Annotated in this window: 18 protein-coding genes and 1 pseudogene; 16 read left to right on the top strand and 3 right to left on the bottom strand. The window is 47.0% G+C overall.

The features are described from left to right. The first annotated feature begins 77 nt into the window (after positions 1-77). The 11 genes and pseudogenes from AC6B99_RS11500 to AC6B99_RS11550 all read left to right on the top strand — a co-directional run bounded on the left by AC6B99_RS11500 (position 78) and on the right by AC6B99_RS11550 (position 13410). Positions 78-263, top strand: a complete 186-nt coding sequence (locus AC6B99_RS11500) for a hypothetical protein (RefSeq protein ID WP_496663382.1) — start codon at positions 78-80, stop codon at positions 261-263. Positions 264-681: 418 nt separating this feature from the next. Next, a pseudogene (locus AC6B99_RS11505) lies at positions 682-963 on the top strand (COG4705 family protein); the annotation flags it as partial. A 180-nt stretch (positions 964-1143) separates the two neighbouring features. Then, on the top strand, positions 1144-1740 hold the full coding sequence (locus tag AC6B99_RS11510; protein ID WP_496663383.1) for a biliverdin-producing heme oxygenase: 597 nt from the start codon (positions 1144-1146) through the stop codon (positions 1738-1740). 132 nt (positions 1741-1872) lie between these two features. Further along, positions 1873-2598, top strand: coding sequence for a hypothetical protein (locus AC6B99_RS11515; protein ID WP_496663384.1), 726 nt, complete (start codon positions 1873-1875; stop codon positions 2596-2598). Further along, entirely contained in the window at positions 2595-4094 is a 1500-nt protein-coding gene (locus AC6B99_RS11520) for a diguanylate cyclase domain-containing protein (RefSeq protein ID WP_496663385.1), read from the top strand. Before AC6B99_RS11515 ends, AC6B99_RS11520 begins: the two co-directional genes overlap by 4 nt. Positions 4095-4247: 153 nt before the next feature. Next, positions 4248-7349 carry a hybrid sensor histidine kinase/response regulator gene (locus AC6B99_RS11525; RefSeq protein WP_496663386.1) on the top strand — a complete coding sequence of 1034 codons (3102 nt, stop codon included), beginning with the start codon at positions 4248-4250 and terminating at the stop codon, positions 7347-7349. Further along, positions 7330-8451 (top strand): response regulator, encoded by a 1122-nt coding sequence (locus tag AC6B99_RS11530; RefSeq protein WP_056035653.1) that lies wholly within the window; start codon positions 7330-7332, stop codon positions 8449-8451. Before AC6B99_RS11525 ends, AC6B99_RS11530 begins: the two co-directional genes overlap by 20 nt. Before the next feature lie 144 nt (positions 8452-8595). Further along, positions 8596-10968, top strand: coding sequence for a hybrid sensor histidine kinase/response regulator (locus AC6B99_RS11535; protein ID WP_496663387.1), 2373 nt, complete (start codon positions 8596-8598; stop codon positions 10966-10968). 28 nt (positions 10969-10996) lie between these two features. Then, positions 10997-11923: a methyl-accepting chemotaxis protein gene (locus tag AC6B99_RS11540; protein WP_496663388.1), complete on the top strand. Its 927-nt coding sequence runs from the start codon at positions 10997-10999 to the stop codon at positions 11921-11923. 18 nt (positions 11924-11941) lie between these two features. After that, a complete protein-coding gene (locus AC6B99_RS11545) occupies positions 11942-12316 on the top strand; it encodes a response regulator (RefSeq protein WP_496663389.1) in 375 nt (124 codons plus the stop codon). A 35-nt stretch (positions 12317-12351) separates the two neighbouring features. Beyond that, a complete protein-coding gene (locus tag AC6B99_RS11550; RefSeq protein WP_496663390.1) occupies positions 12352-13410 on the top strand; it encodes an HD domain-containing phosphohydrolase in 1059 nt (352 codons plus the stop codon). 98 nt (positions 13411-13508) lie between these two features. On the opposite strand, the gene AC6B99_RS11555 is transcribed toward AC6B99_RS11550, so the two are convergent. Together AC6B99_RS11555 and AC6B99_RS11560 are read right to left on the bottom strand one after the other, a co-directional pair. Beyond that, positions 13509-14762, bottom strand: coding sequence for a cytochrome P450 (locus tag AC6B99_RS11555; protein ID WP_496663391.1), 1254 nt, complete (start codon positions 14760-14762; stop codon positions 13509-13511). 246 nt (positions 14763-15008) lie between these two features. Then, the gene (locus AC6B99_RS11560) at positions 15009-19214 is read right to left on the bottom strand and encodes a sulfite reductase subunit alpha (RefSeq protein ID WP_496663392.1); all 4206 of its coding nucleotides are present in this window, start codon (positions 19212-19214) and stop codon (positions 15009-15011) included. Between the two features lie 294 nt (positions 19215-19508). On the opposite strand from AC6B99_RS11560, the gene AC6B99_RS11565 reads away from it, so the two are divergent. From AC6B99_RS11565 to AC6B99_RS11575, 3 genes are all read left to right on the top strand, one after another. Next, the gene (locus tag AC6B99_RS11565; protein ID WP_056035674.1) at positions 19509-19928 is read left to right on the top strand and encodes a MarR family winged helix-turn-helix transcriptional regulator; all 420 of its coding nucleotides are present in this window, start codon (positions 19509-19511) and stop codon (positions 19926-19928) included. A 139-nt stretch (positions 19929-20067) separates the two neighbouring features. Then, positions 20068-20541, top strand: coding sequence for a helix-turn-helix domain-containing protein (locus AC6B99_RS11570; RefSeq protein WP_494860562.1), 474 nt, complete (start codon positions 20068-20070; stop codon positions 20539-20541). Beyond that, positions 20531-21172, top strand: a complete 642-nt coding sequence (locus AC6B99_RS11575) for a type II toxin-antitoxin system VapC family toxin (RefSeq protein WP_056035681.1) — start codon at positions 20531-20533, stop codon at positions 21170-21172. The genes AC6B99_RS11570 and AC6B99_RS11575 overlap by 11 nt, the downstream gene beginning before the upstream one ends. A gap of 37 nt (positions 21173-21209) precedes the next feature. Here the strand turns inward: AC6B99_RS11575 and AC6B99_RS11580 are convergent, their stop codons facing one another. Continuing rightward, positions 21210-22088, bottom strand: a complete 879-nt coding sequence (locus AC6B99_RS11580) for a LysR family transcriptional regulator (protein ID WP_056035684.1) — start codon at positions 22086-22088, stop codon at positions 21210-21212. A gap of 115 nt (positions 22089-22203) precedes the next feature. Between AC6B99_RS11580 and zwf the strand changes: the two genes are divergently transcribed. After that, positions 22204-23730 (top strand): glucose-6-phosphate dehydrogenase, encoded by a 1527-nt coding sequence (gene zwf / locus AC6B99_RS11585; protein ID WP_056035685.1) that lies wholly within the window; start codon positions 22204-22206, stop codon positions 23728-23730. Further along, entirely contained in the window at positions 23714-25702 is a 1989-nt protein-coding gene (tkt, locus tag AC6B99_RS11590) for a transketolase (protein WP_496663486.1), read from the top strand. The genes zwf and tkt overlap by 17 nt, the downstream gene beginning before the upstream one ends. Positions 25703-25715 lie beyond the last annotated feature (13 nt).

Below are 25715 nucleotides of genomic sequence, written 5' to 3' on the forward strand. Positions count from 1 at the left end.
GGAATATCTCTCCTCAAGAATGTGAACCTGCTTACCCGAAAAGTTACGTTGTGCTCCTCGTTTCAGGGGTTTGCTCCGTGAGCAAATCCTACCAAGACACCAAGACACCAAGACACCAAGGCACCAAGGCACCAAGGCACCAAGGCACCAAGGCAGATTTGGTGGACACAGCAGCCGCTATTTTCACCGAATCGTGGATTATGGCACCGGCGGCGGACACAGGAGCCGCTATTACACTGCCTATCGCCATTTTGAGGGGATGATGAGGGCAATAGCGGCTTTCCTGTCCGCGTGCGGCCTGAAATCGAAGGAAAAGCCAAAATAGCGGAACCTCAGTCCTCCAAAGGAGGAGGGAAAGCCCGGAGCTGTGTGATTTCAGCAACAGTGGATTCATCAGCAGTCTCAGCAACAGTAGCTTCAGCATCAGTGGTCCCAGCCACAACCGGATGCTGTGGTTCCTTAAGCCTTGAATCGTCAGAAGAGATTGGCCGCGAATAAGCGCTAAGCCAGGAACAACTGGCCGACTCACGTATGCATACACACCCCAATGTATAAAAATGTTTGACGAAAAAGTCTGGTTTTCCAGGCTTTTTTTATTTTTTAATATATAGAAATTTAATAACCGGTTAACTAATAATTAATTAGCTTTACCTATGCTAAGAAAAAAATGCTTGGACGCAGCTTGGCTATTTGACTTCGGCACTTATATTCGCAGCCATTATTGGCGCTGTAACGTCTGCCTATTACCGTTATCAATGCAATGCGGTGTTGGCATTTTGGATCGCCTATATTGTTACGCGGCCATTAGGAGCATCGCTTGGCGATTATTTGTCCCAGTCAACGGATGACGGCGGATTAGGCTTTGGAACTGTAGGAACAAGCGCGATTTTCCTGGTTTGCATCTTAGGCATGATTGTCTATTTAACCCGTTCGAAAAAGGATGTTATAACGGCTAGCGAGTAGGCCTTGTTACAAAAATCCATGGAGAAACACTTTGATTATATTAATTTTCTCAGTTATAATTATGTATTGATTATAAGGTGAAAAATCATATTTTCAGCGTGAAGCACAGCGATGTTTATGCAGACAAGTGTTTCTTCTTTAAGGCGAAAAGCCTATAAATGGATAGGAGTGAACGCCCATATGAACGTCATGGCTCGATTGAAGGAAGAGACTGCTGTGAATCACAAGCAGATCGAGGACAACCGCTTTGCCAAAGCCATTATGAATCAAACTTTGAACGTAACGGACTATTCCCTTTACTTACAGAAGTTTTACGGTTTTATTAAGCCGGTGGAACGCCATATTGCCGCGCTATCAGAAGCGCAAAACGAGCACGAGCTTGGCGAGTTTATTCAAAACCGGGCCAAATCCCCGCTATTGGAACGCGATTTGCTGGCACTTGGTTTAAGCGAAGAGCAGCTGCAGCAGCTACCGGAATGCCAGCAGCTTCCTAAACTAGCTACAGTGGCCCAGATGCTTGGTTATATGTATGTGATTGAAGGCTCCACAATGGGTGGGCAAATTATTACGAAGCAGGTTCGCAAATTTCTGCCGCTTACGGACAACGCAAGCGAAGGCACGGCGTATTTTAACGCTTATGGTACCGAAACGAGAGCGAAATGGGCGGAATTCAGCCAATTTGTAAGCGAGTCTGTATTAACGGAAGAAGAGGCTACTCAGGTCGTTGAGACGGCGAAGCAAACGTTTCTGACTCTGGAGGTTTGGTTTAATGTTTAACCGAAAGCTAGACAATCCTGCCTTGAACCGCACGTTATTGACAGGAGAAGATTTTGTCACCCAAGACAGCATTGACATGACGAATTGCGATAAGGAACCGATACATATTCCAGGCTATATTCAAAGCATGGCGTGCTGCTGGCAGCTAGAATGGATGCTCCTAACGAGATTGTGCAATGCAGCCGCAATACAAGCGAATTACTGGGCATATCTTCGGAGGGGTTGTTGGGGCGCTCCTTGGCAGAGCTCATTGGAGAGCAGTCGGTTAAGGAGATTTCGGATCGCGAACTGGCAGCATCTAACACATCTGACTTAAATTATTTGAATGTTACAATTGAAGTCGGCGGGAAACCGTCCGACTTTTTCTGTGTTGTCCACGAAAGCGAAGGGCTCATTATCGTGGAACTAGAGCCGGTATCGGAAGATCAGGGGCCGGATCATGATGATTTTGGCTGGATTCGCCATTTTTTCGGAAAACTAAAGCATGCAGAGAATCGGGCTGAAGCGAGCCAGGTAGCTGCTGAGGAAATCCGCAAAATATTGGATTATAACCGGGTCATGGTCTATGAGTTCGATAAGGAATGGAACGGCAAGGTGATCGCCGAGTCCAAGGATGAGGGACTTGAATCTTTTTTCGGCCACCATTATCCCGCATCGGATATTCCCAAGCAGGCGAGGGAGCTGTATTTGCGCAACTGGCTTCGCGTCATCGTAGATGTAGCTTATGATCCGGTAGAAATTGTGCCTGCCGTTCAACCGCTCACGGGCAAATCACTTAACCTTAGCCTGTCGGTGCTTCGCAGCGTATCGCCCATGCTTATTGAATATTTGCAAAACATGGGTGTGGGGCAACGATGACCATATCGTTGATTCATGATAATCAGCTGTGGGGATTAATTACTTGCCATCATTATTCGCGTAAATATATTTCTCATCGGGTCCGCAATTTGTGTAATTTTCTCGGTTCTTTTTTCTCCAGTGAATGGTTTCAGCGGCAGCAGCTTGACGAATATGAGCGTGAAGCGAGATTGCGGAAATGGGCTTCCCATCTTGCCAGTATTTTTGTGGGGGATAATAATCCCATTCGCCTTATGGACCAGTTGAAGCAAGAGGAATCGAACCTGCTGAATTTGATGAGCGCAACAGGAGCGGCGGTCTGTTACCAGGAAAAGCTGCTGCTGCTTGGGGAGACGCCGACGGAAGCGCAGGTGGAGAAGCTGGCACAATGGCTGGCCGAGCAATCGTTAGATCATGTGTATCAGACTTCAAGTCTTAGTGTGGTGCTTGATTTGGCGAAAAGCTACAAAGAGCTTGCTTCGGGCGTACTATATTTGGCGTTGTCTCCAGGACATGAAAACTTTATTATGTGGTTCCGGCCCGAGCAAGTACAAGTCGTTCACTGGGCTGGCGATCCGGCAAAAGCGGTTATTCAAGGCGATGACGGCATTCGTCTGTCACCGCGTAAATCTTTCGAGAAATGGAGACAGGTCGTTGAGTCAACGGCGCTATCCTGGTCGGATCAAGAGCTGCGAATGCTGCCTGAGCTTAAGAGCATCGTCATGAGGCATACGGAGGAGCAGCTTCGTCAAGCCCAATATTTAGCTATGCACAATTCCGCCATTGTCCGCAAAAACGAACAACGCTATATTCAGCTCATGGAAGCCTCGTCTGTACCCTTTTTCACCTTAACCAATCGTGCATTTGTTTACGCGAACAGCCAGGCGGCGAGACTGCTCGGAGAAGTCGCTGCCAAAACGCTTATGGGACGCCCGTTTATGTCCTTCGTGCATGACAGCTCCCAGGCCGAGTTTGAGGCGCAGTTTCAAGAATTGGAACAGGACCCTTTAAACATAACAACCGTTATCGGCCGGATAAACAAGTCGGATGGTCAAATGATCGTTCTTGAGTTCATGCTCGTATCAGTCGTGTATGGAGGCGAGAACTCCATCATGGCCATTGCCCGGGAACATCAAACAGATGCCAATATGGAAAATGTGTATTCCGACATGTTAACGCAGCTGCAATCGCTCACGACAACGGATCCTTTAACCGAACTGCCTAATCGCCAAGCCTTTTATAAGGAGCTGGCTGACGATGTGAGAGAAGGCGCAGAGCGCGGCTATTCGGTGGCCCTTTTAATGGTTGATATGGATGATCTGCGTATTTATAATGCCCTGCAGGGCTTTAACGTGGGTGACTCCTGTCTTCAGTATATCGCCGATTTGCTTTCGGTTATGGGAAGGCAGGGAGAAGTCGTTGCGGGAAGGCTGGAAGGCGGGACGTTTGTGCTGTACAAAGCGAAGCAAGCCGGGAAAATCGGGCTGTGCTGGAGAAGTGCTTTTAAGCTGCAATGAAGCATGGAATCTTTCCGTAACGATGGTTGAATTCAAGCATTTGATCTGCGGATCAGATGCTTTTTTAATGCTATAGTATGGCGGTGTGTTATCACATTAATCATGTTATGATGAAACATAAACAAGGAACTTTATATATGGAGAAATTGAAATATGAAAAACAAAGCATTATTTGGCATGTTAGGATTTATTCTGCTATTGCTTATTGGGGCTAATGTTGCCTCTCAATTGAAGTGGGATGAACAGCCGGAAGCTAGAAATGGCGTGCTCGACTTAAGTAAATGGGACGGGTTCGGTCAGAAGGTCATTAAGCTGAAGGGGGAGTGGGACTTTTATCCGGAGCAGCTGTGGGGGGACATGGCAGAAGCAAAGACAGGCCCGTTATCCAAACAGGCGCATGTTCCTGGAAATTGGAGCAATATGCTCTTGAATATGTACGATAGTCAAGCTTTCGGATATGGCACCTATCATCTTCGCATACAATTTGGCGAGCATCAGCCAGAGCTTCAAGCCTTTCAGGTACCGCTTATCCGCAGCGCGCATCGGTTGTTGATCAATGGAGAAGAAATTGGAGCGAGCGGCGCCCTTGATGATGGTTTAAAGCAGTATAAGGGGAAAATCAAGCCGTATATTGCCTATACGCAAATTAGAACGGATAGCATAGATATTTTCGTACAGGTAGCTAATTTCGATCATGCAACAAGTGGGGGTATCATTCAAGCGATTCGGATGGGGCCGCCAGATTTAATCGTTCAGGAGCAGCAGCAATTTGCCGCTTTCGAATTTGGCACCATTGCTTTTTTTATCGTGTTTGGCCTTTATTTTGGTGTGCTGCATCTACAGGACCGGGGCAGCGGCTGGATCTATTTATCCTTCTTTTTCTTATGTACGGCGCTATTAAACTCTGTTCAAGGGACGAGGTGGCTGCTGGCCATTTGGCCGGAAATGCCTTACCGAATGACGGTCACCGTATATTGGCTATGTTCAATCTCCATATTGGTAGGCATGTTCATGTACTTAGCTGTACGACATGAGCAGCGCGTCAACCGCCTGTTCAAGAGAGGTTTGCTCGTCATCTCCTCCGCAATGGCTGCCTGTATACTCGTCATGCCGACGGCTATTTCTACCCGCTTGCTGCCTCTGTGGCTAATGGTCTCTTTTATTGTACATATATATATCCTTCTCGTAGTTTTACGAAACTTACGCAGCGGGGACGAGCAAAATCGCTATGAGTTTTGGTCGTTTTGCCTCTTTTCGGCACAAGCCTTGCTTAATTCGCTAGTGCTGTTTGGCTTTGGTGAGTTAACCCTATGGTATTTTGTGCAAATGATCGGGTTTAGCATCGCAATTTCGTATTTGTTTTTGCACCAGTTTTTTCGGGCTTATCAAAAAAATGAGGCGCTTACTTTGGAACTCCATCGGGTGAATCGGTTTAAGTCTGAATTTATGACGGGTATTTCCGAACAGATGATTACGCCTTTAAATGCCATGATTGGCGTTGCAGAAGCGCGTCTGCATGCGGATGAGAGCTTGTCCATGGAGCAAATTCATGATTTGCGGCTGATTACTTCAGTAGGCTGGACGATGAGAAGGCTGGTAGACGATATGATGGATTTTGCCCGTTTGCTTGAAGCGGGCATTGCGCTTACGGTTCGTCCGATTCATTTGCCATCTGTTGTAGGTGAAGTCATTGAACGTACCCGCTACTTGGTATTTAGCGATTCGATTACATTAATGAATACGATTCCACAGGGCTTGCCGCCAATTGTAGCGGATGAGCAGCGTTTGCAGCAAATATTGACCGGACTTATACAGTCCGCTCTGAAGTTGACCATTGAAGGTACAATTACAACGAAGGCAAGCGTGCTTAGCAATCGGATGGAACTTGAAATCATCATGCAGGGAACGGGGATAACGGACGATACAGCCGCGACTCTTGTGAAAATGCTGCATCTGGAGGACGAAGCGAGCAGACCGCTGCCCTATGATGAGCATCTGGGACTATTCCTTGTCCATGCGCTGGTTAAGCTGCATCAAGGGAGAATCAGCGTCGCCTCTGGCTTGGCCCAGGAGGTTGTCATCGGTCTATCGCTTCCGATTGCTATAGAGCTATTGGCAGGATCCAGTGCCGGCAGCTTTCCTGAATTTCATGGAAACAGTGTGGATCTGTCCTTGCAGGCACAGGGGCTAGTGGATCAGCGATTAAGAAGTCGCAAGCTATATGAGAGTCAGGAAACAGAAAGAGCTGAAATTCTGATCGTAAGCGACGATTCATTAAACATCAATGTTTTGGTGAAGCTGCTTGCCATGGATCAATACCGAGTAACCATTGTTAAAAAAGGCAGAGAAGCGCTTAAGCGACTTCACCATATGCGGGATACGGATCTCGTAATTGTAGAACGCATCTTGCAGGATATGTCGGGGCTTGACGTATGCCGGAATATCCGTGAGCATTTTACCAGCTTTGAGCTTCCCATTCTTCTCATGACGTCCGCTGGCTATTCCGATCACGCGATAGCGGCGAGCCAAGCGGGAGCGAATGATTTTCTGGTGAAGCCTGTCGAGTGGTCAGAGCTTCGAGTGCGGATTTTGACGCTGGTGCAATTGAAGCGCTCGGTCGGCGCGCGTATTCAGATGGAGCTGGCCTTTTTACAGGCGCAAATCAAGCCTCATTTTTTATTTAATACGTTAAATTCGATTGCCGCTTTAAGTAAAAAACAGCCGGAGAAAATGACGGATTTATTGACGGAATTCGGGCATTATTTGCGGGAAAGCTTTCGTTTTGACAGCTCCGAGCCGCTGGTGCCTTTTGAGCGTGAGCTGAAGCTGGTGAAATCATACCTGCATATTGAGAAGGTTCGTTTCGAGGATTGGCTGACGTTTGATATTCAAGTGATGACAGAGCTGTCTTTCTGGATTCCGCCCTTGACGATTCAGCCTTTGGTGGAAAATGCGGTTCGGCATGGCATTATGCGCAGAGCGGATGGCGGGCATCTTGAAATTTGTGTCTGGCAGGAAGGCGGAGACATCCTGATTACGGTGAAGGATAATGGGGTTGGCATGCCAGCTGAGTTGCCGCCCCATGCGGAAGCAGCGCCCCTAACTGGTGGAATTGGCCTGGCCAATATTGACCGCAGGATGAAACAATTATTTGGTTACGGATTAACGATTTCCAGCCGTCCGGGAGAAGGTACGGAAATATGCATCCGATTGCCCATGGAGAAGGTAGGTATACATGAAAGTTATACTGGTTGATGATGAACCGCTAGCATTAAGTCATTTGGCCGAGGAGCTTGCGTGCTTTGCAGAGCTTGAAATGATCGGCTCCTATCGCAATCCAAGGCTGGCGCTTGCCGATATCAGCAGACTGGCACCGGATGCTGTCTTTCTGGATATTGAAATGCCGGAGATGAGCGGCATAGCGCTGGCGGAGAAAATTTTGCAGCAGCGCCCGCATACGCAAATTGTATTTGTAACCGTATATGAAGAATATGCGGTTAAGGCATTTGATCTTAACGCTGTAGACTATCTATTGAAGCCCATTCAGCTGAAGCGCCTAGCTCAAACAACCGAACGGCTGCTGCAAAGAGCAGGCAGTCAGCTGCCCGCTGCGCCCCGTCAGGACTGGGTCCGGGTTCAATGCTTTCGTTCTTTGCAGTTTGAGCGGGCGACGGGCGGCTCGGCAACGCTGCGCTGGAAGACGTTAAAGGCTCAGGAACTATTCAGCTTGCTGCTGCATTTGCGCGGAAAGCCTATCCGCAAACAGACGCTGGTCGACCAATTATGGTCGGATATTGATTGGAAAAAAGGAATTACGCAATTATATACGGCGATTTATCAAATTCGCAAATTGCTACAGGATGAGCAGTTGAACATTCGCATTGAAAACGTCGATGAAGGCTACCGGCTGGATTTAAACGGCTTCCCGCTTGATATTGAGGAATGGGAGCGGCAAATGGATGCTGCTCCGCCTTTGACGAGCGAATCGCTGGAGCAGCATAAGCAATTGTCCGCCCAGTATAAAGGCGATTATCTCGCAGAATATGCTTACTTGTGGGCAGAGACCGAGAAGCAGCGGCTCCGGATGAAATGGCTGTCGCATGCCAAACAAATTGCGAATTATTTTATTGAAAGCAATAATCTCCCAGCGGCTGCCGAACATTATTTAGAAATGCAAAGTGTGCTTCCAACGGAAGAAAGTCTTTATTTTGAGCTGATGCGCATTTATGATTCTCTTGAGGATCGGCGTTCGGTCGAAGCCCAGTATGAGCTATTGCGAAAAATGCTGCTACAGGAGCTGGATATGGAGCCGCACGACTCCATCCGGTTGTGGTTTGATCGTTGGAGAAGCGTATGAACAGATGGACTGAGACAGGAAAAGCTCTAATAATCAGGCCTCTCCTATAAAAAAAGCAGGGCGATTCTCATCTTTCAAAAATGTTTCAAAATATTGTCGTATAGTAATGAGTAGACTTACTTGCGTAGGATGGGAGAAACACAGATGTTAAAAGAACTCAAAGACATAAAAGATATAAACTACGCTTTATCTGCTCTAGAACAATCCTCGATCGTTTCGATAACGGATGCACAAGGTATCATCCATTTTGCCAATGATTATTTTTGTGAGATTTCAAAATATACGAGAGATGAAATGATCGGCTCCAGCCATAAGGTCTTAAATGCCGACTTTCATTCACAAGCGTTTTTTAAAGAGCTGTGGGCAACGATCAGCGACGGGCAAGTGTGGAAGGGAGAAGTGAAAAATCGGGCCAAGGATGGCAGCGTATATTGGGTGAATATGACGATTCTGCCGTTCACTGATGATGACGGCATTGTTTATAAATATATGGCGATTGGCAGCGATATCACGACACGCAAACACAATGAACTGAAATTAATGCAAAACATGGAAAGCTTGCGCGATATTGAAAATGCATTGGATGAATCCTCAATTGTTGCCATTACGGACAATAAGGGAGTTATTACTTACGTAAATGAGAAGTTTTGTGTCATTTCCAAGTATGAACGAGAAGAATTAATCGGGAAAACGCATCGGGTCATTAATTCGGGTTTTCATCCGAAAGCTTTTTTCAAAGTGATGTGGGAAACGATTAAACAAGGCCATGTATGGAAAGGCGAGGTCAAAAACCGCGCTAAGGACGGCAGTGAATATTGGATGAATACGACGATTGTGCCTTTTCTCGGTGAAGATGGCATTCCTCATCAGTTCATCTCCATTCGTACCGATATTACCGATCGGGTCAAGGCAGAAACTGCGCTTGCCGAACGAACGGAACAGCTTGCCAAAGCGCATGACGAGGCGATTGAAGCGAGCTTGATTAAAAGCCAGTTTTTGGCCAATATGAGTCACGAGCTTCGTACTCCACTGAACGCGATCATTGGCTACAGCGAGATGCTTCAGGAAGAAGCGGAGGAGCTTGGCGAGTCTGTTTTCGTCGAGGACCTCTCTAAAATCAGCAAGGCTGGCAACCATCTGCTGGCGCTCATTAACGATATTTTAGATATTTCTAAAATTGAAGCCGGCAAAATGGAACTGCACCCGGAGACCTGCAGCCTACCGAGCTTAATGCAGGATGTACTGACTACGATACGTCCGCTTGCGATTGGGAAGGGAAATAAGCTGCAAATGAATTGCGGAGAAAATGGCAACATTACCGCCGACATTACAAAGCTGCGGCAAATTCTCTTTAATTTGCTGAGCAATGCCAACAAGTTTACGGAATCGGGGTTTATTACCTTTGAGGTGCGGAAGGAAACGCGCAATCAGCGAGAAGGCTACAGCTTTAGCGTTCAGGATACGGGAATAGGCATGACCCCAGATCAACTGAAAAAGCTGTTTCAACCCTTCACCCAAGCCGATGCTTCTACTACCCGCAAATATGGCGGCACAGGGCTTGGACTAGCTATAAGCCAGCGGTTTAGCCAAATTATGGGCGGCGATATTCAGGTAGAAAGCAGCTTTGGCGTAGGGACAACGTTTATTTGCTGGCTGCCGAATACGATGGAGGATACCCTCGTTCATTTGTCTTATCCTATAGCTGAACTACCTGTACATACGGTAGATGAGCATGGACAAACGAGCATTTTGCTAATTGATGACGAGGTGTTCAATCGGGAGCTGATGGAGCGTTACCTAGCCAAAACAGGGTGGACGCTAGCATTTGCGAATAATGGTTCAGAGGGGCTGCGGCTGGCCAAAAAACTGCGGCCAAAAGTCATTTGCTTAGATATTCTTATGCCCAATATGGATGGCTGGAGTGTGCTTAATGCCCTTAAAAATGATGCCGAACTTGCCGATATACCCGTCGTTATCTGGTCGATGACTAGCGACAGACAGCAGGGCTACACGCTGGGCGTTTCCGAGTATTTAACCAAGCCGGTTGAACGGGAACGGATGATCCGGGTGATGGACAAATATATTAAGCAAAGCGACGATCACCAAATTCTCGTCATTGAGGATGATGCGACGACAAGCGAGCTGATGACCAAGCTTTTACAGAGAGAAGGATATGTCGTTGCGCAAGCCCGTAATGGGAGGCTCGCACTAGAGCATATGGCAAGAGAAATGCCTTCCCTTATTTTACTAGATCTTATGATGCCGGAAATGGATGGTTTTCAATTTATTTCGGAGCTGCGCAAGCACGGGGAATGGAACGAGATTCCGGTTGTCGTTGTGACAGCTAAGTCGATTACACAGGAAGAACGGCAAAAATTAAACAGCTATGCCAAAAATATTATCCAAAAAGAAAAACTCGAATACCATTCGCTGCTTTCGGAAATTCGCCGATTGATGGCTCTTGCCAAGGAGAATAAAACAGAGGCTGCACCGCAAGCGAATCATGAATCAACCTGATAGATAATTTTAATAGGAGGAATAGCAAGTGAATGACGTTGTGAAATTAGTTTCCCAAAGTACGCAGGTGCTTGATGGGAAGGCGGTTCTATCCGCATTAGAGCAGTCGCTGGCGATGATCGAATTTAATTTGCAAGGAGAGGTGCTGTGGGCAAATGAGCAGTTTGCCAAGGCGATGGGTTATGCAGCTCATGAATTGCCAGGGAAAAATCATCGGCAGTTTTGCAGGCCCGAGTTTGCCAATAGTGCTGAATACAAGCAGTTCTGGGAAAATTTGCGCAAAGGCACAGCCTTTCAAGAGAAAATTGTTCGGTTGGCAAAGGACGGAGCGAGTATTTGGCTTGAAGCGACCTATATGCCTGTTTGTGATGAAGAGGGCGTTCCATTTGCCGTCGTAAAGGTTGCAACAGATATTTCTGCGCGCGAGCAGGCCGTAGTCAAAATGACCGACGAATTGCAGCAGATGGCAGCGGATTTGCTGGAGCGGACCCAAAGAGGCATCAATCGCAGCGAGCAAGTCGCCTCGGTTATTGAGCATGTTGTGAGCGATAATGCGATTCAAATCGATTTTCTGCAAACGCTGGAGCAGCAAACGCAAGCTGTGCGAGGGATTGTCCAGACGATTCGGGATTTTGCGTCACAGACGAATTTGCTTGCCTTGAATGCAGCGATTGAAGCTGCGCACGCAGGGGAGCATGGCCGCGGGTTTAATATTGTAGCGATGGAAGTCAAAAAGCTTGCCCAGCATGTTCAAGGGGCTGCTAGCGAAATTCAAAATTCGCTGGAAGGAATTTCAAAGCAGGTGGACAAGGTTAGCGGTAGCTCAAAAAGCTCCAGAGAAGCGATTATAAGCAGCAAGCATGAAATCGAGCAGGCTGTAGGGGACTTTACAGGAATTAGTGAGGCCGCAGGCAAGCTGGGAGAGCAGGCTAAAGTGCTTAATCAAATGGTGTAATGGGGAGGCTGCTAAACGATGAACACCGTTCTGCTGATTGAAGATAATGAGATGAATCGCGATATGTTATCCCGGCGGCTGGAGCGCAAAGGGTATCGCATCATAACGGCTGAAGATGGCAGGCAAGGGGTAGATCTCGCTGAAGAGATGGTTCCGGATTTAATATTGATGGATTTGAGCTTGCCGGTGCTTGATGGATGGGAGGCAACCCGCATGCTCAAAAGCTCAGCTCTTACGAAGCATATTCCCGTTATCGCCTTGACCGCTCATGCGATGACGAACGATGAGGATAAGGCCTATCAGGCGGGCTGTGACGATTTTGATACGAAACCGGTTGTGCTTGAGCGGCTGCTAGAGAAGATGAAGGCTGCTTTGGAGAAAGAAAAAGCGTAAGCAGGCATTTCACGAATACAGAATGGAGAAGAACGATGGAGGACATTTCACGCGCAAAAATATTAATCGTGGACGACCAGGAGCTCAACATTACGCTTTTAGAACGGATTCTGGTCCGCTCAGGGTTTACTCATATATATAGTATAATGGATCCTCTCCAGATTCAGCAAAAGCTATTGGAAATTGAGCCGGACATTATCCTGTTGGACATGCATATGCCGGGCATGGATGGACTGCAGGTATTGACACTCATTCGTGAGCAGCTTTCGGCCGACAGTTATTTGCCCGTTTTGATGCTTACCGCTGATGTCACTCCTGAAGTGAAGAGGCGCTGCCTGGAGGCGGGAGTGAATGACTTTTTGACTAAACCGTATGACCGGACCGAGGTCATTTTGCGAATTAATAATTTGCTCAAAACCCGTCAGCTGCACAATCAGATTCAACAGCATAAAAATACGTTGGAAATGAGAGTGTTGGAGCGGACGGAGGAGCTGCAAAAGGCAAAGCTGGAAATGTTGCTGCTGCTTGGGCGCGCGGGAGAATATCGCGATGATATGACGGGCAGGCATACGCTGCGGGTCGGACGGCTTGCGGAGCTTATTGCCAGCCGTTTGGGGCTTTCGGAAGAGGACGCTGATCGTATTCGCAAAGCGGCACCGCTGCATGATATCGGAAAAATCGGTATTCCCGATGAGATTTTGCTGAAGCCCGGGCGTTTTGAGCCTCATGAATTTGAGCAAATGAAGGCTCATACGATTATTGGGTCCAGCATTTTGGAAGGAAGCACATTTTCTATCCTGAAGCTGGCGGGGATTATAGCGAAATCCCATCACGAAAAATGGGATGGTTCCGGCTATCCGTTTGGTCTGAATGGGGAAGAAATACCTCTGGAAGCACGAATTGTAGCGCTTGCCGATTTTTATGATGCGCTTACACATGAACGTCCCTATAAGAGAGCCTGGACGATTCAGGAAACGATTGAAGAGGTGAAAAAGCAAAGCGGCATGCATTTCGATCCACAAATTGCCAATGTTTTAATTGAATTGTTTGATGAAGGCATTTTATCTTCACTCGATGAAGAGGTTTATGTATAGGTTTGCGTGGACAAGCTGACTCCGATTCCATATCGAAGGCAGCTTGCTTAGGCAGTTTTTTTGCATGAAACGAATGAAGCAGCATCAAACGGTATTTTTTATTTAAAAAGCTGGATAGGCAATCGAGTCAAGCTTTGTCCGGCAGCACTAGGAACAAGGCTGTCTTCCAAAATAAAGGTTGTATCGGGCTCAATTTTGGAAAATGTTTTTAAAAAGGTAGTAAGAACGAGAGTGGCTTCCAGCCTTGCTAGAGGTGCTCCTAGACAAAAGTGGGCGCCATAGCCAAATGCGAGCTGCTTATTGTTATTTTCCCGGTGAATGTTCAATGTAAAAGGATCTTCAAACATGCTTTCATCCATATTCGCTGCGCTCATCCAAGCCACGATGGTATCCCCTTTTTTGAGCGGAACCCCTAGCACATCATTATCCTCCTTCACAGTCCGGTCCATTTTGCTAATGTGAAACCGAAACCGGAGCAGCTCTTCAACCGCGTCAGAAACAAGCTCGGGATTATTTCTGAGTTCCTGATACAGCTCGGGCTGGTCGTATAAAAAAGCATAAAAGGAATTAGCCAGCAGATTGCTCGTTGTTTCAATCCCCGCCCCAAGTAAAAACATCGTCGTGCGTACAATCTCATCATCTGTAAAATGCCCGCCATCTACTTCTACTCTAATTAAGTCGGATATAATATCATCTTCTAAATGGGATCTCTTCGCTACAACGAGCGGGTAAAGGTATTGATAATATTCGTCGCCGGCCTTCTTTTTCAATTCATTAATCTCATCGAAGTTTTCATGAGTTGTCGGCAAAAACAGCTTGTCTACCCATGCTTTGAATAAGAGGCGGTCCTTGGAAGGGACGCCAAGCAGGTCGGACATGACGACAACTGGCAATACGCTTGTGTAGGCTTCAACGATATCCACCTGTGATTGATCGGCAAATTGGGCCACTAATTCATCGACAGCAGCCTGAATGCGCGGTTCCCATAACCGCAGGCTTCTTGGTGTGAAAGCAGCGGCGAGCAGGGATCTCCGTTTACGATGCTCTGGCGGATCAACATTGTGAATATCAAGCTGATCGGGAAACGTTTTGACCATTTCTTTATCTTTGTCGTCATTGCTCTGATAACCGACCTGGACGATGCTGCGTGTTCTAACGCTGGAAAAGTTTTTGAAATCACTAAGCACCGTTTTCACATAATCGTACTTGAATACATGGTAGGCATTTGATCCTTCATTAAAAATGACCGGGTCTTGATTCAACATGCGGCGATACCAACTATAAGGGCTGAACTCTTCTTCTTTAGACTGAAAGCTCGTAATATCAGCTAAAGAAATGACATGGTTATTCATTGCATATTCCTCCTTTAGTCGCTGCGGTGAAAACTGTTGTACGATTTTGATTCATCGCAATAGTAAGGCTGCTGGAATAGAGAGTCATCAGGTCAATTCAAATTACCATTGTTATTTACAAATATACCAGAAATTTATACTCTAATTCAAGTATTCTAGTTTTTGTAATTTTGATAGAGTATAGGAGGTGTGAAAAATAAAGACGACCGCCAATAGTTGCGGTCGTCTCTCCCTGTATGCACTAGCTCAATAAACATCGCGGGCATATCGTTGCTCTTTGGCCATTTCCTTCACATATTGCTCCGCTTCAGCCGCCGATTTTCCGCCGTGCTGCTCAATGACTTGTTTCAGTGCGGTGTCTACGTCCTTTGCCATTTTGCTGGCATCCCCACATACATAGAAATAGGCACCTGCCTGCAGCCAGGACCATAATTCAGCGCCGTGCTCAATCATGCGATGCTGTACATATATTTTTTCTGCTTGATCTCGTGAGAAGGCGGTATCCAAACGATGGAGAATGCCGCGTTGCTGCATCGCTTCCAGCTCCTCCTTATAATAAAAGTCGCATTCCGCGCGCTGTTCTCCGAAGATCAGCCAGTTTTTCCCTTTGGCGCCTGTCGCTTGACGCTCCTGCAAAAAACCGCGGAAGGGGCCGATGCCTGTTCCGGGGCCAACCATGATGACGGGTTTATCAGTATCGCTTGGCAGGCGGAAATGGGAGGTTTTCTGAACAAAGATGGGTACGCCAGCTGCTTTCTCCGCATGGTCAGCCAGAAAGGTGGAGCATAAGCCATTTCGCTGCTTGCCATTGAACGGATAACGAACGGTGGATACGGTAATATGAACTTCATCCGGATTCATTTTTGAACTGGAAGAAATGGAATAGAGTCGCGGCTGCAACGGCTTCAGCAGTTGAACAAGCTCAGCTGCTTGAATCGGGAAAGGGAATTCCTGCAGCAGATCGGCGAGCTGACGTCCCCACAGCCATTGCTTTAATTCTTCCTGATTTTCCTTCCTTAAAAGCCGGGATAAAACATCGTTATTTGTGCGTTCGCATACGGCTTGCAAAATGCTCGGAGTGATTCGGGTAATATCGTAATGCTGGGTAAGGGCGAGGCTCAATGAAATTTCTCCGATATCTTTTATGGACACTTTCTCGGAAGGGCTCAGCTTTACAGCTTCCAATACCTCATCCACAAGTGCAGGAGCATTAGTTGGCCAAACGCCTAAAGCGTCACCGGACTCATAGTGCAGCCCGGTATTTTTTAAATCAAAAATATAATGGCGGGTATCTTTCTCAGAGCCTTCCTTGCTTAACGGCTTGTTGGCGAGCAAGATGGTTGTAAGCGGCTGGTTCCGATCATAGTGAACCTGTATGGCAGTCTCATGTGCAGAAGAAGACGCAGCGCCATTTGTTCTGGTGCCCTTCTGAGCTTTTTGCAAAGCTGTTTCAAGCGATATGATCCATGCAGATACCTGCTCTTGAAAATCAGTATCGCAATCTGTTCGCGGCATTAGGCGCTTGGCTCCTAAATGCTCGAATCGGGCATCCAATTGTTGTCCAAACCCGCAAAATAAGTCATAGCTGGAATCACCGAAGCCGAGTACAGCGAATGTCACTCCCGGCAGCTTAGGCGCATCGTCAGCTTGAAGGGAGTGCCAGAAGCCGGTGCCATTGTCAGGCGGGTCGCCTGCCCCAAATGTACTCGCGATGCATAGCACATACTGTTCATTAGCAAGATTCTTCATATCGTAGTCATCCATGTTTAACAGCTGGACATGATGACCCGCTGCCAGTAATTGCTTGGCGCAAGCTTGAGCGGCTTCCTCGGCATTTCCGGTTTGAGACGCCCATACAATCGTAATCCGCAAAGCTTCTGCATCTTTTATGTGGACAAATGGTGCAGGCGGTTCTAGCGTCGCTTGCCCGGTACTTGCCGCAGCGCTCAAGGCTGCGCCGGATTCCGACAAGTAAGTGCGGGAGAACATGCCTGCGAGCAGCCCATCGAGAAATAGCTTTTTGGAGGCTTCCAGCGGCGCGGATGGAGGAAGAACAGGGATGCCAGGCGCGCTCTGGAGCTCGCTCGTTTTTAGGCTGGCAATAAAACCGGTCACATACGTTTTTTCATGGTTTTCCAGCGTCATAACAGATGTTGATTCAATGCCAAGCATACTGGCGAGCGTATCGACTTTAGACATGTAAATCTCCTCCTCATAAACGTTGCTCGCACTGCGGAATGCCGAGTGGGAGGCTGTTATTTCCTCATCAGAATGAATAATCGGCGCAGCCTCTGCGGAAGCGGCGACTCGAATAAGAGACACTGCGCAAAATTTAAATTCAGGTTGAAAGGAGATCGGATCAATAGCATCGTTGGTCACATCATTAATAGCCAGATTTTTGCCGAAAATATCATTCCAATGAAACGGGGCAAAGCAATTGCCGGGACGAACCCGATCGGTTATGACAGCTGGTAAAATAGCAACCCCCCGCTTAGAGCGAATCTCGACTTGATTATCAGCTGTAATGCCAAGAGTGGCCGCATCCTCGGGATGAATTTCCACGAAGGGACCTGGGTTCAGTTTATTCAGCTTGGCTATTTTACCGGTTTTCGTCATTGTGTGCCATTGATGCTGTACGCGTCCCGTGTTCAAGATAAAGGGGAATTCCATATCGGGAAGCTCAGCCGGAGGCAAAAAGGGGCGGGCGAGAAAGATGCCTTTGCCGCTTTCGGTCGGAAATACAAGTCTCGGCAGACTGCCATCTTCCTTGAGCTTCAACGTTTGGCTGATTCCATTGTTGATATAGCGGATAGGGTTGCGATCCGCTTCGCTTTCAGGAGCGCACGGCCATTGCAGCGGTGTACTGCGTAGCCGCTCATAGGATGCGCCGCGAATATCGTAGCCGGTCTTGGGATTCCAAGCCTGTTGAATTTCCTGATAAACCTCCTCGGAGCTGCTATATGAAAAAGCGTCGGCAAAGCCCATTTCACATGCTACACGAGCGATGATCTGCCAATCGGGCAGCACCTCGCCGGGCGGCTTTACCGCCTTCTGCATCAACGTCAAATTACGCTCGGAGTTGATCATCACGCCTTCAGCCTCAGACCATAACGCGCCGGGCAGCATAATATCCGCATAGGCATTCGTTTCCGTTTCAAGGAAAGCATCCTGTGTAATGACAAGCTCGGCTTTCTCTAAACCGGCAATGATGTTTCTTCGATTGGGAACCGTCACTACGGGATTCGTGCAAATAATCCAGCATGCCTTAATTTGACCAGCTTGCATTTGCTCAAACATCGAGACGGTTCCTGTACCTACCTCGGTTGTAAGGGTTCCTGATGGCAGCCTCCACAGGCTCTCGATAAAATCACGTTCCTTTTCTACGAGGACGGAACGCTGGCCGGGCAAGCCGGGTCCCATATAGCCCATCTCGCGGCCGCCCATTGCGTTGGGTTGACCGGTGAGGGAGAAGGGGCCGCTGCCTGGACGACATATTTTGCCGGTAGCCAAATGCAAATTACAAATTGCATTCGTGTGCCAAGTACCGTGTGTGCTTTGATTGAGGCCCATCGTCCAGCAGCTCATCCAATTCGGCGATTCGCCGATCCAAGCCGCGGCCTTGCGAATATGTTCCTCCGGGATGCCCGTTATTTCAGCTACTTTATCCGGAGGGTAATCGTCTAAAAACGCAATCATCGGTTCCCAGCCGGAAGTAAAGTCAGCAATAAATGCTTCGTCAATATCATTATTTTTCACCAGTAGATGCAAAAGTCCGTTTAGCAGAGCCAGGTCGGTTCCCGGTTTTATTTGCATATATAGGGATGCTTTATCGGCCGTAGCATTGCGGCGCGGGTCAACGACAATGAGCCTCGCACCCGCTTTTATTCGATCCATCATTCGCAGAAACAAAATAGGGTGGCAGTCAGCCATATTTGCGCCAATGACGAAAAAAAGATCGCTTTGGTCAAAATCCTGATAGGAGCCTGGCGGACCATCCGCTCCAAGAGACAGCTTATAACCGCTGCCGGCGCTTGCCATACAGAGCCTGGAATTGGATTCAATATTGTTCGTGCCCACGAAGCCTTTGGCGAGCTTATTAATTAAATACTGCGACTCCAGTGACATCTGGCCGGATACATAAAAGGAAAGGGCATTTGGCCCATGCTCGTCAAGTATGGAACGCAGCTGTGCTGCTGTTTTGCTTATCGCTTCGTCAATAGCTAATTTTTGCAGCTCGCCCTTGCGCGAGAGGCGTTCATAAGCGTATTCCATTCGTCCTGACTCCGAAATCGCTTCGGCGCACGTGTTGCCTTTCGTGCACAATCGCCCGAAATTGGTAGGATGCTCTTTGTCTCCCGTTACTTTAATGACACGATTTTCCGATACCTCAAGTATAATGCCGCATCCAACACCGCAATAAGGGCAGACGCTTTTTATTTTTTCAGTAGGCAAGCAGGTTCACCACCAGCGTTAGAAGTTAATAGGAGTGTGATAAAGAAGTGAGTTTTTGATTTCAAACTTAACGGATTATAACTAGATATGCTCAATATATATCGCACTACGATCTAAGTCAATGAGTTTGTGTTATGTTATATAACATGAAAACGTTTTTATTTTAATTTTGTTTGTTTGACTCTACATTGGGTGAGGAAACTTGACTTTATCAGGGTATGATTTTCACTTCATCGTTGTGATTGAATGAATGACAGCTATGGGATAGACTAGAAGAAAAGCAGGAGCCCTTATATGACCAATAACCGTTTGTCCAAGCAGGTTTATGAAGAATTGGCTTTATTTCGATATCGCATTCGCAAGTTTATTCGGTTTAGTGAAGAGGCAGCGAGAAGCAAAGGTTTAACTCCCCAATACCATCAACTTATGTTAGCTATCATGGGATTTCCAGAGAGGGACTATGCGACGCCGAAAGAGCTGGCCGAGCGTTTGCAAATTACGCCGCATGCCTGCCTGGAGCTCATTAAGCGCTGTGAAGATTTAGAGCTCGTAAGCCGGTTCCCGAATTCTGAGGATAAAAGAAGCATCTTTATAAAGGTGACTGAGCGTGGCATGGGTTTATTGGAAGCATTGTCAGAAATTCACGCCGAGGAGCTTAAGAGGGCGGGATTGCTTGAAATACAAAGTAATGGTGGAGGATATTTGGGCGATTAATCGAGGGGAAGATTAGAAACAAAGCCAAATTCGGTATATTTGATCTTTAAAGTGCTGGTTTAATAAGTTTAATTCGTTTGTTTGGTTTAATATTTATATTGATTGAAAAGTATAGTAAAATGAATGGGAGGTGAACAGCATGGCAAAAACAAGTGAAGAGCTGGCTCAAGAGATTGAAGTATTCACAACGAGTGTTACTTTAGTTGAAGAAGAACTTGAAACGTTACGAAGAGCCGCTGCGATTATTCGAATCAGGAAGGCACAAGATTATATTCAAGCTCGAAATGTACTAGCCGTCCCGTTAGAGCATCAAGAGAAGAATAGCAAATATGTCAGTGCCGATGAAGTCGCCGAGATGTTCGGAATTAGCGTCCAAGGTGTTTACAAATGGATCAAGCTTGGGAAGATAGATACTGAGAAGCTTGAGACACCTGGAAGCAGCAAAAATTTAATTGTGCGCTCTCAATTTGCTGTGCCCAAATATCAAAAACAAATTGAAGCAGTACGTCGAACCAAAGAAGCGCTTAGTAAAGTAAAACCGGCCGAGAAAGACGAGGATCTTTATCCTATCAGTGATGAAGATGCGGACATGGAGGAACTTGATGTCAAATAAGCAGAAGGTTATTTGTGACACGAATATTTATATCTATGCTTCATGGGGATATCAACCTGCTGTTCAACTTATTAACGAACTTCGCTTTGATATAGAGCTTTTAATGCCTACAATCGTCCAAGTAGAACTATTGTCCATTCCCAGAACACAAAAAGATTTATCGTATAAGGATGTTATTGAAGAATATATTGAATACCCAAAGTCTGAGGGTTTGATGGTTCATATTAATGATAATGTTGCTAAAAATGCAGCTGATATTCGTATATTGTGGTTCGAGTCAGAAGGCAAAAAGCTTCCATCGCCTGACGCTATTATTGCAGCCACAAGCATTGATTTAGATGCACAGCTTTATAGTAATAACGATAAAGATTTTGTATACGCCGCCCAACATTTTGGACTGAAATTTGAAAATCCAATTAATCGCAATGATTTAGAAAAATTCATGAAAGAAAACGAACTTGCTCATGAGGAAAGCGACATTATGGACACGGCTATGCGAGTACTTGCCAAAATGGACGAAGAGTCGCTGCGGGAGTTATCTTATAAATCCATCGGGCTTTTAAATGATCAGGCAAAAAAGGAACAAATTAAATTTGCAAGAGGACTCAAAAAGAGAAGGAGCGAAAGTTAACTTTCAATTCTTCTCTTTTTATTTTATATACAAAGCTTTAATGCACAAGCTCAATAAATCGGCTAGCTGTACTCGACAGCGGCAAATTCCGCATTTTCATTATGCCAACATGGGAGGGAGGCAGCTGCACATCCAATTGAATTTCGAAGAGCGAGCCTTCCTCTAGCTCCTTCGATACAAATTCCCGCGTTACATACGAAATGCCGAGTCCTCTCCGGGCAAATTCGATCAGCAAATCGACGCTGCCGACCTCGATTTCAGGCTTCAGCATATAACCGAAGCTTTGAAAAAGCTCTGTAATGGCCATTCGCGCCCGGCTATTGCGGGAGAAAAGAATGACGGGATGCTGTAACAATTGGTCCAGCGTCAAAACTTCATTTTTCAGCTTCGCGTAGCGCTCCCCTGCAACAAAACAATCCTTCAGCTGAATGCTTTCACGCACTTCCAGCTGGGAATCGACAATCGGCATGCGAACGACTCCAAGGTCTATTTTGCCTTCCTTCAGGAAAGAAATCACTTCCGGCGTCGTGCCGTGATTAAGATGAAGCCTAATTTCGGGATACATATAATGAAAGTTTTCCAAATACGGCAGCAAATAATGCTTGAACAGCGAATCGCTGCCGCCAATACGCAGCTCGCCGCTCTCTAGATTTTTCAGTGCAGCCATTTTTTCCTCTGCAAGGGTTATCAATATTTGCGACTGCTCGATGTAGGAGTACAAGATCGTACCTTCCTGCGTTAGCGCAACTCCTTTGGAATTTCGATAAAACAAAGTGATGCCGAAGCTGTTTTCCAGCTGCTTAATGGCGTGGCTGACACTCGGTTGCGTGAGGTACAGCGCATTAGCAGCTTTCGTTAAGCTGCCTGTTTTAGCGGCCCAATAAAAAACCTTATATAATTCGTAATTATTGATCATAGATGTGGTCTATACCTCCTCTTAAATATATTAATTACTTGTATGGCTCTTAAACGTATTATAGTGTAACTAAGAAAAAGAAACCATAGCTAACGAATTGGAAGGAGAACGGAAGATGGAGCCAACCACTTTTGTGTTGTTTGGAGCGACAGGGGATTTAGCGAAAAGAAAAATCTACCCCGCTTTGTATAATTTGTTCATCGAGCAGAAACTGCCGCAAGCATTCTCCTTGATTGGCCTTGGACGAAGAGAGCTGACGCATGAAACCTTTCAGGCAAATGTCGAGCAATCTCTCCGTGATTTTTCCAGACGGGAAATAAAGGACGAGGCGAGCGTAAAAGCTTTTTTAAAAGCTTTCCGTTACCAAGTTCTGAACATAGACCATAAGGAAGATTACCAGAAGCTGCTTCACATGATTGAACAGCGGGAGGAAGCTTTAAATCTTGCCCCGAATCGCCTGTTTTATTTATCGGTTGGGCCTGAATTTTTCGAAACGATTGCCTCCAACATTCAGGCTAGCGGGCTTGGCTCTGCGCAGGGCTGGAAGCGTCTCGTCATTGAGAAGCCTTTCGGCCATGATTTGCAATCTGCACGCGATTTGAATGAAAGCCTTAGCCGGTCTTTTGAGGAAAAAGAAGTTTTTCGGATCGATCATTATCTCGGCAAGCCGATGGTGCAGCGTCTTGAGGCTTTGCAGCAGACGAACCCGGTCATTCAGGCGCTGTGGAACAATCATTACATTGCCAATGTGCAAATTACAGCGAATGAAACGGTCGGCGTAGAGGAAAGAGCCGGTTATTACGATCATGTCGGCGCACTAAGAGACATGTTCCAAAACCATTTGCTGCAATTGCTTATGATGACGGCGATCCAGCTTCCTCAGAAGAGCGACCCTGAAAAGGTTCGTTCTAAGAAGAAACAGGTGATGGAAGCTCTTGAACCGCTGCAAAAGAAAGATGTTGCCCTCAGCATCGTTCGCGGACAATACAGCGCTGGCAGCATTCAGGGCAAGCCGGTTGTCGGCTATAAGTCTGAGCCGGGGATTGCCGAAACTTCGATGAATGACACCTTTATCGCAGCAAAATTGCAGATTGATGATTTCTTTTGGCGGGGCGTTCCTTTCTACATTCGTACCGGCAAAAGAATGAAGGAAAAATCGACGCGAATCGTCATTGAATTTAAAGAGCCGTTAAAACAAGCTCCTTCCGTAAACGAAGAAGGGGTGGCTCCGAATCTGCTCGTCATTGAAATGAGCCCTAATGAAAGCATTACGCTTCAGCTCAATTCCAAGGATTCGCAGCAAAATGGTGAATTCAAGCCGATTCAAATCGATTTTCACCCGAACAAGGAAGAGCTTCCAGAAGCTTATGAAAATTTGATTCACGATGCTTTGAACGGCAACCCTACGTTTTTTGCGCATTGGGATGAAGTTGAAATGTCGTGGGCCTGGGTTCAGCCTATTTTGGAAGCTTTCGCAGAAAATCAGGTTCCTCTTCATCATTATGCGGCTGGTACTTATGGGCCAGCGGAATCCGATGCTTTGCTAGCGCAGGATGGCTACCACTGGTGGTTCGATTCCAAGCTGGAACAACAATCTGAAACAGAGAAAGGACAACAATATGCCTATCACACAAACCATTGATCAGTTAGCGATTGACACGATTCGTACTTTATCGATTGACGCCATTAACAGCGCCAATTCCGGTCATCCGGGCCTTCCTATGGGGGCAGCACCAATGGCGTACACGTTATGGTCCAAATTTTTAAGCCACAATCCCGGTCATGCCAAATGGTTCAACCGCGACCGTTTCGTGCTTTCGGCGGGCCATGGTTCAGCGCTGCTTTACAGCCTGCTGCACTTATCCGGCTATGAAGTGTCGCTTGACGATTTGAAGCAATTCCGCAAGCTGAACAGCAAGACGCCAGGCCATCCTGAGTTTGGACATACGGATGGCGTAGATGCGACGACTGGCCCTCTAGGCCAAGGGGTTGCAATGGCTGTCGGCATGGCAATGGCAGAGGCGCATCTGGCTGCAAAATTCAATCAGGATGGTTTCCCAATCATCGACCATTATACGTATGCGCTCGTTGGCGACGGCTGCTTGATGGAAGGGATTTCCTACGAGGCTATGTCGATGGCTGGCCATATGAAGCTGGACAAATTGATCGTGCTCTATGATTCAAACGATATTTCCCTCGACGGAGAATTAAACCTTTCTTTTGGGGAGAATATTCAAAAAAGAGCGGAATCTGCGAATTGGCAATATCTCCGCGTGGAAGATGGCAATGACACTTCGGCCATCGCTGAGGCAATTGCAGCTGCCAAGCACAACGATTCACAGCCAACGCTTATTGAAATCCGGACGATTATCGGTTACGGAAGCAAAGTAGCGGGCACGAATAAAGCGCATGGCAATCCGCTTGGCAAGGAAGAAGCAATCGCAACGAAAGCCGCTTATGGCTGGCAGTATGAAGAAGAGTTCACCGTTCCGGCTGAGGTCAAAGCGCATTACGAGCAGTTGAAGCTTGCGGGTGCAGCTAAAGAGGCGGAATGGAACAAACAGCTTGCTTCCTACACTGCACAATATCCGGCGCAAGGCAAGGAACTGGCTCAAGTCATCGATGGTTCCGTAACGATTGATGCGGCTGACATTTTGACCTTCGATGCCTCCAAAACACTTTCAACTCGCGTAGCGAGCGGTGAAGCCATCAATCATTATGTGAAGACCGTTCCTTCCATCTTCGGAGGCAGTGCAGATCTATCGCATTCCACGATGACGGACATTAAAGGCGAAGAGACGTTCGCGGTTAAATCGTATGCAGGACGCAATATTTATTTCGGCGTTCGCGAGCATGCAATGGGCGCGGCGGGCAATGGCATGGCGCTGCATGGCGGCGTAAAACCATTTGTGAGCACCTTCTTCGTATTCAGCGATTATTTGCGCCCGTCGATTCGTCTGGCTGCCTTGCAGAAGCTGCCTGTTACGTATGTATTCACGCATGATTCCATCGCAGTCGGCGAAGATGGTCCTACGCATGAGCCAGTTGAGCATTTGGCTGCGCTTCGCACCATTCCAGGGCTCACTGTCATTCGTCCAACGGATGCCAATGAAACGGCAAGTGCTTGGGCTTATGCTTTGCAGCAAAATGATGGTCCGGTTGCGCTCGTGCTGAGCAGACAAAATCTGCCGATCTATGAAGCGACGAAAGCTAACGTTGCAGAAGTAGCTAAAGGCGCTTATGTGCTGACAGAAACGAATGAGAAGCCTGACGTCATTTTGATCGCTACAGGTTCTGAGGTATCGCTTGCCGTAAGTGCTAAAACCGAGCTGGAGAACGATAACGTATCCGTTCGCGTCGTGGCTATGCCGAGCAGAGAGCTGTTTGAGCGTCAGCCAGCAGCTTACAAGCAAAGCGTTCTCCCTGATGCCGTATCGAACCGTATCGCCATTGAAGCGGGTATTTCGCTCGGCTGGGAGCGTTATGCAGGGCCAAGCGGCAAAGTGTTGTCCATTGATACGTTTGGGGCGTCAGGCCCGGGCAACCAGGTGATGGAATACTTTGGCTTCTCAACGGAAAATGTCGTTAGCCTGGCAAAAGAATTATTGAAATAATTGAAATGCAGGG

The organism is Paenibacillus liaoningensis (assembly GCF_059609455.1).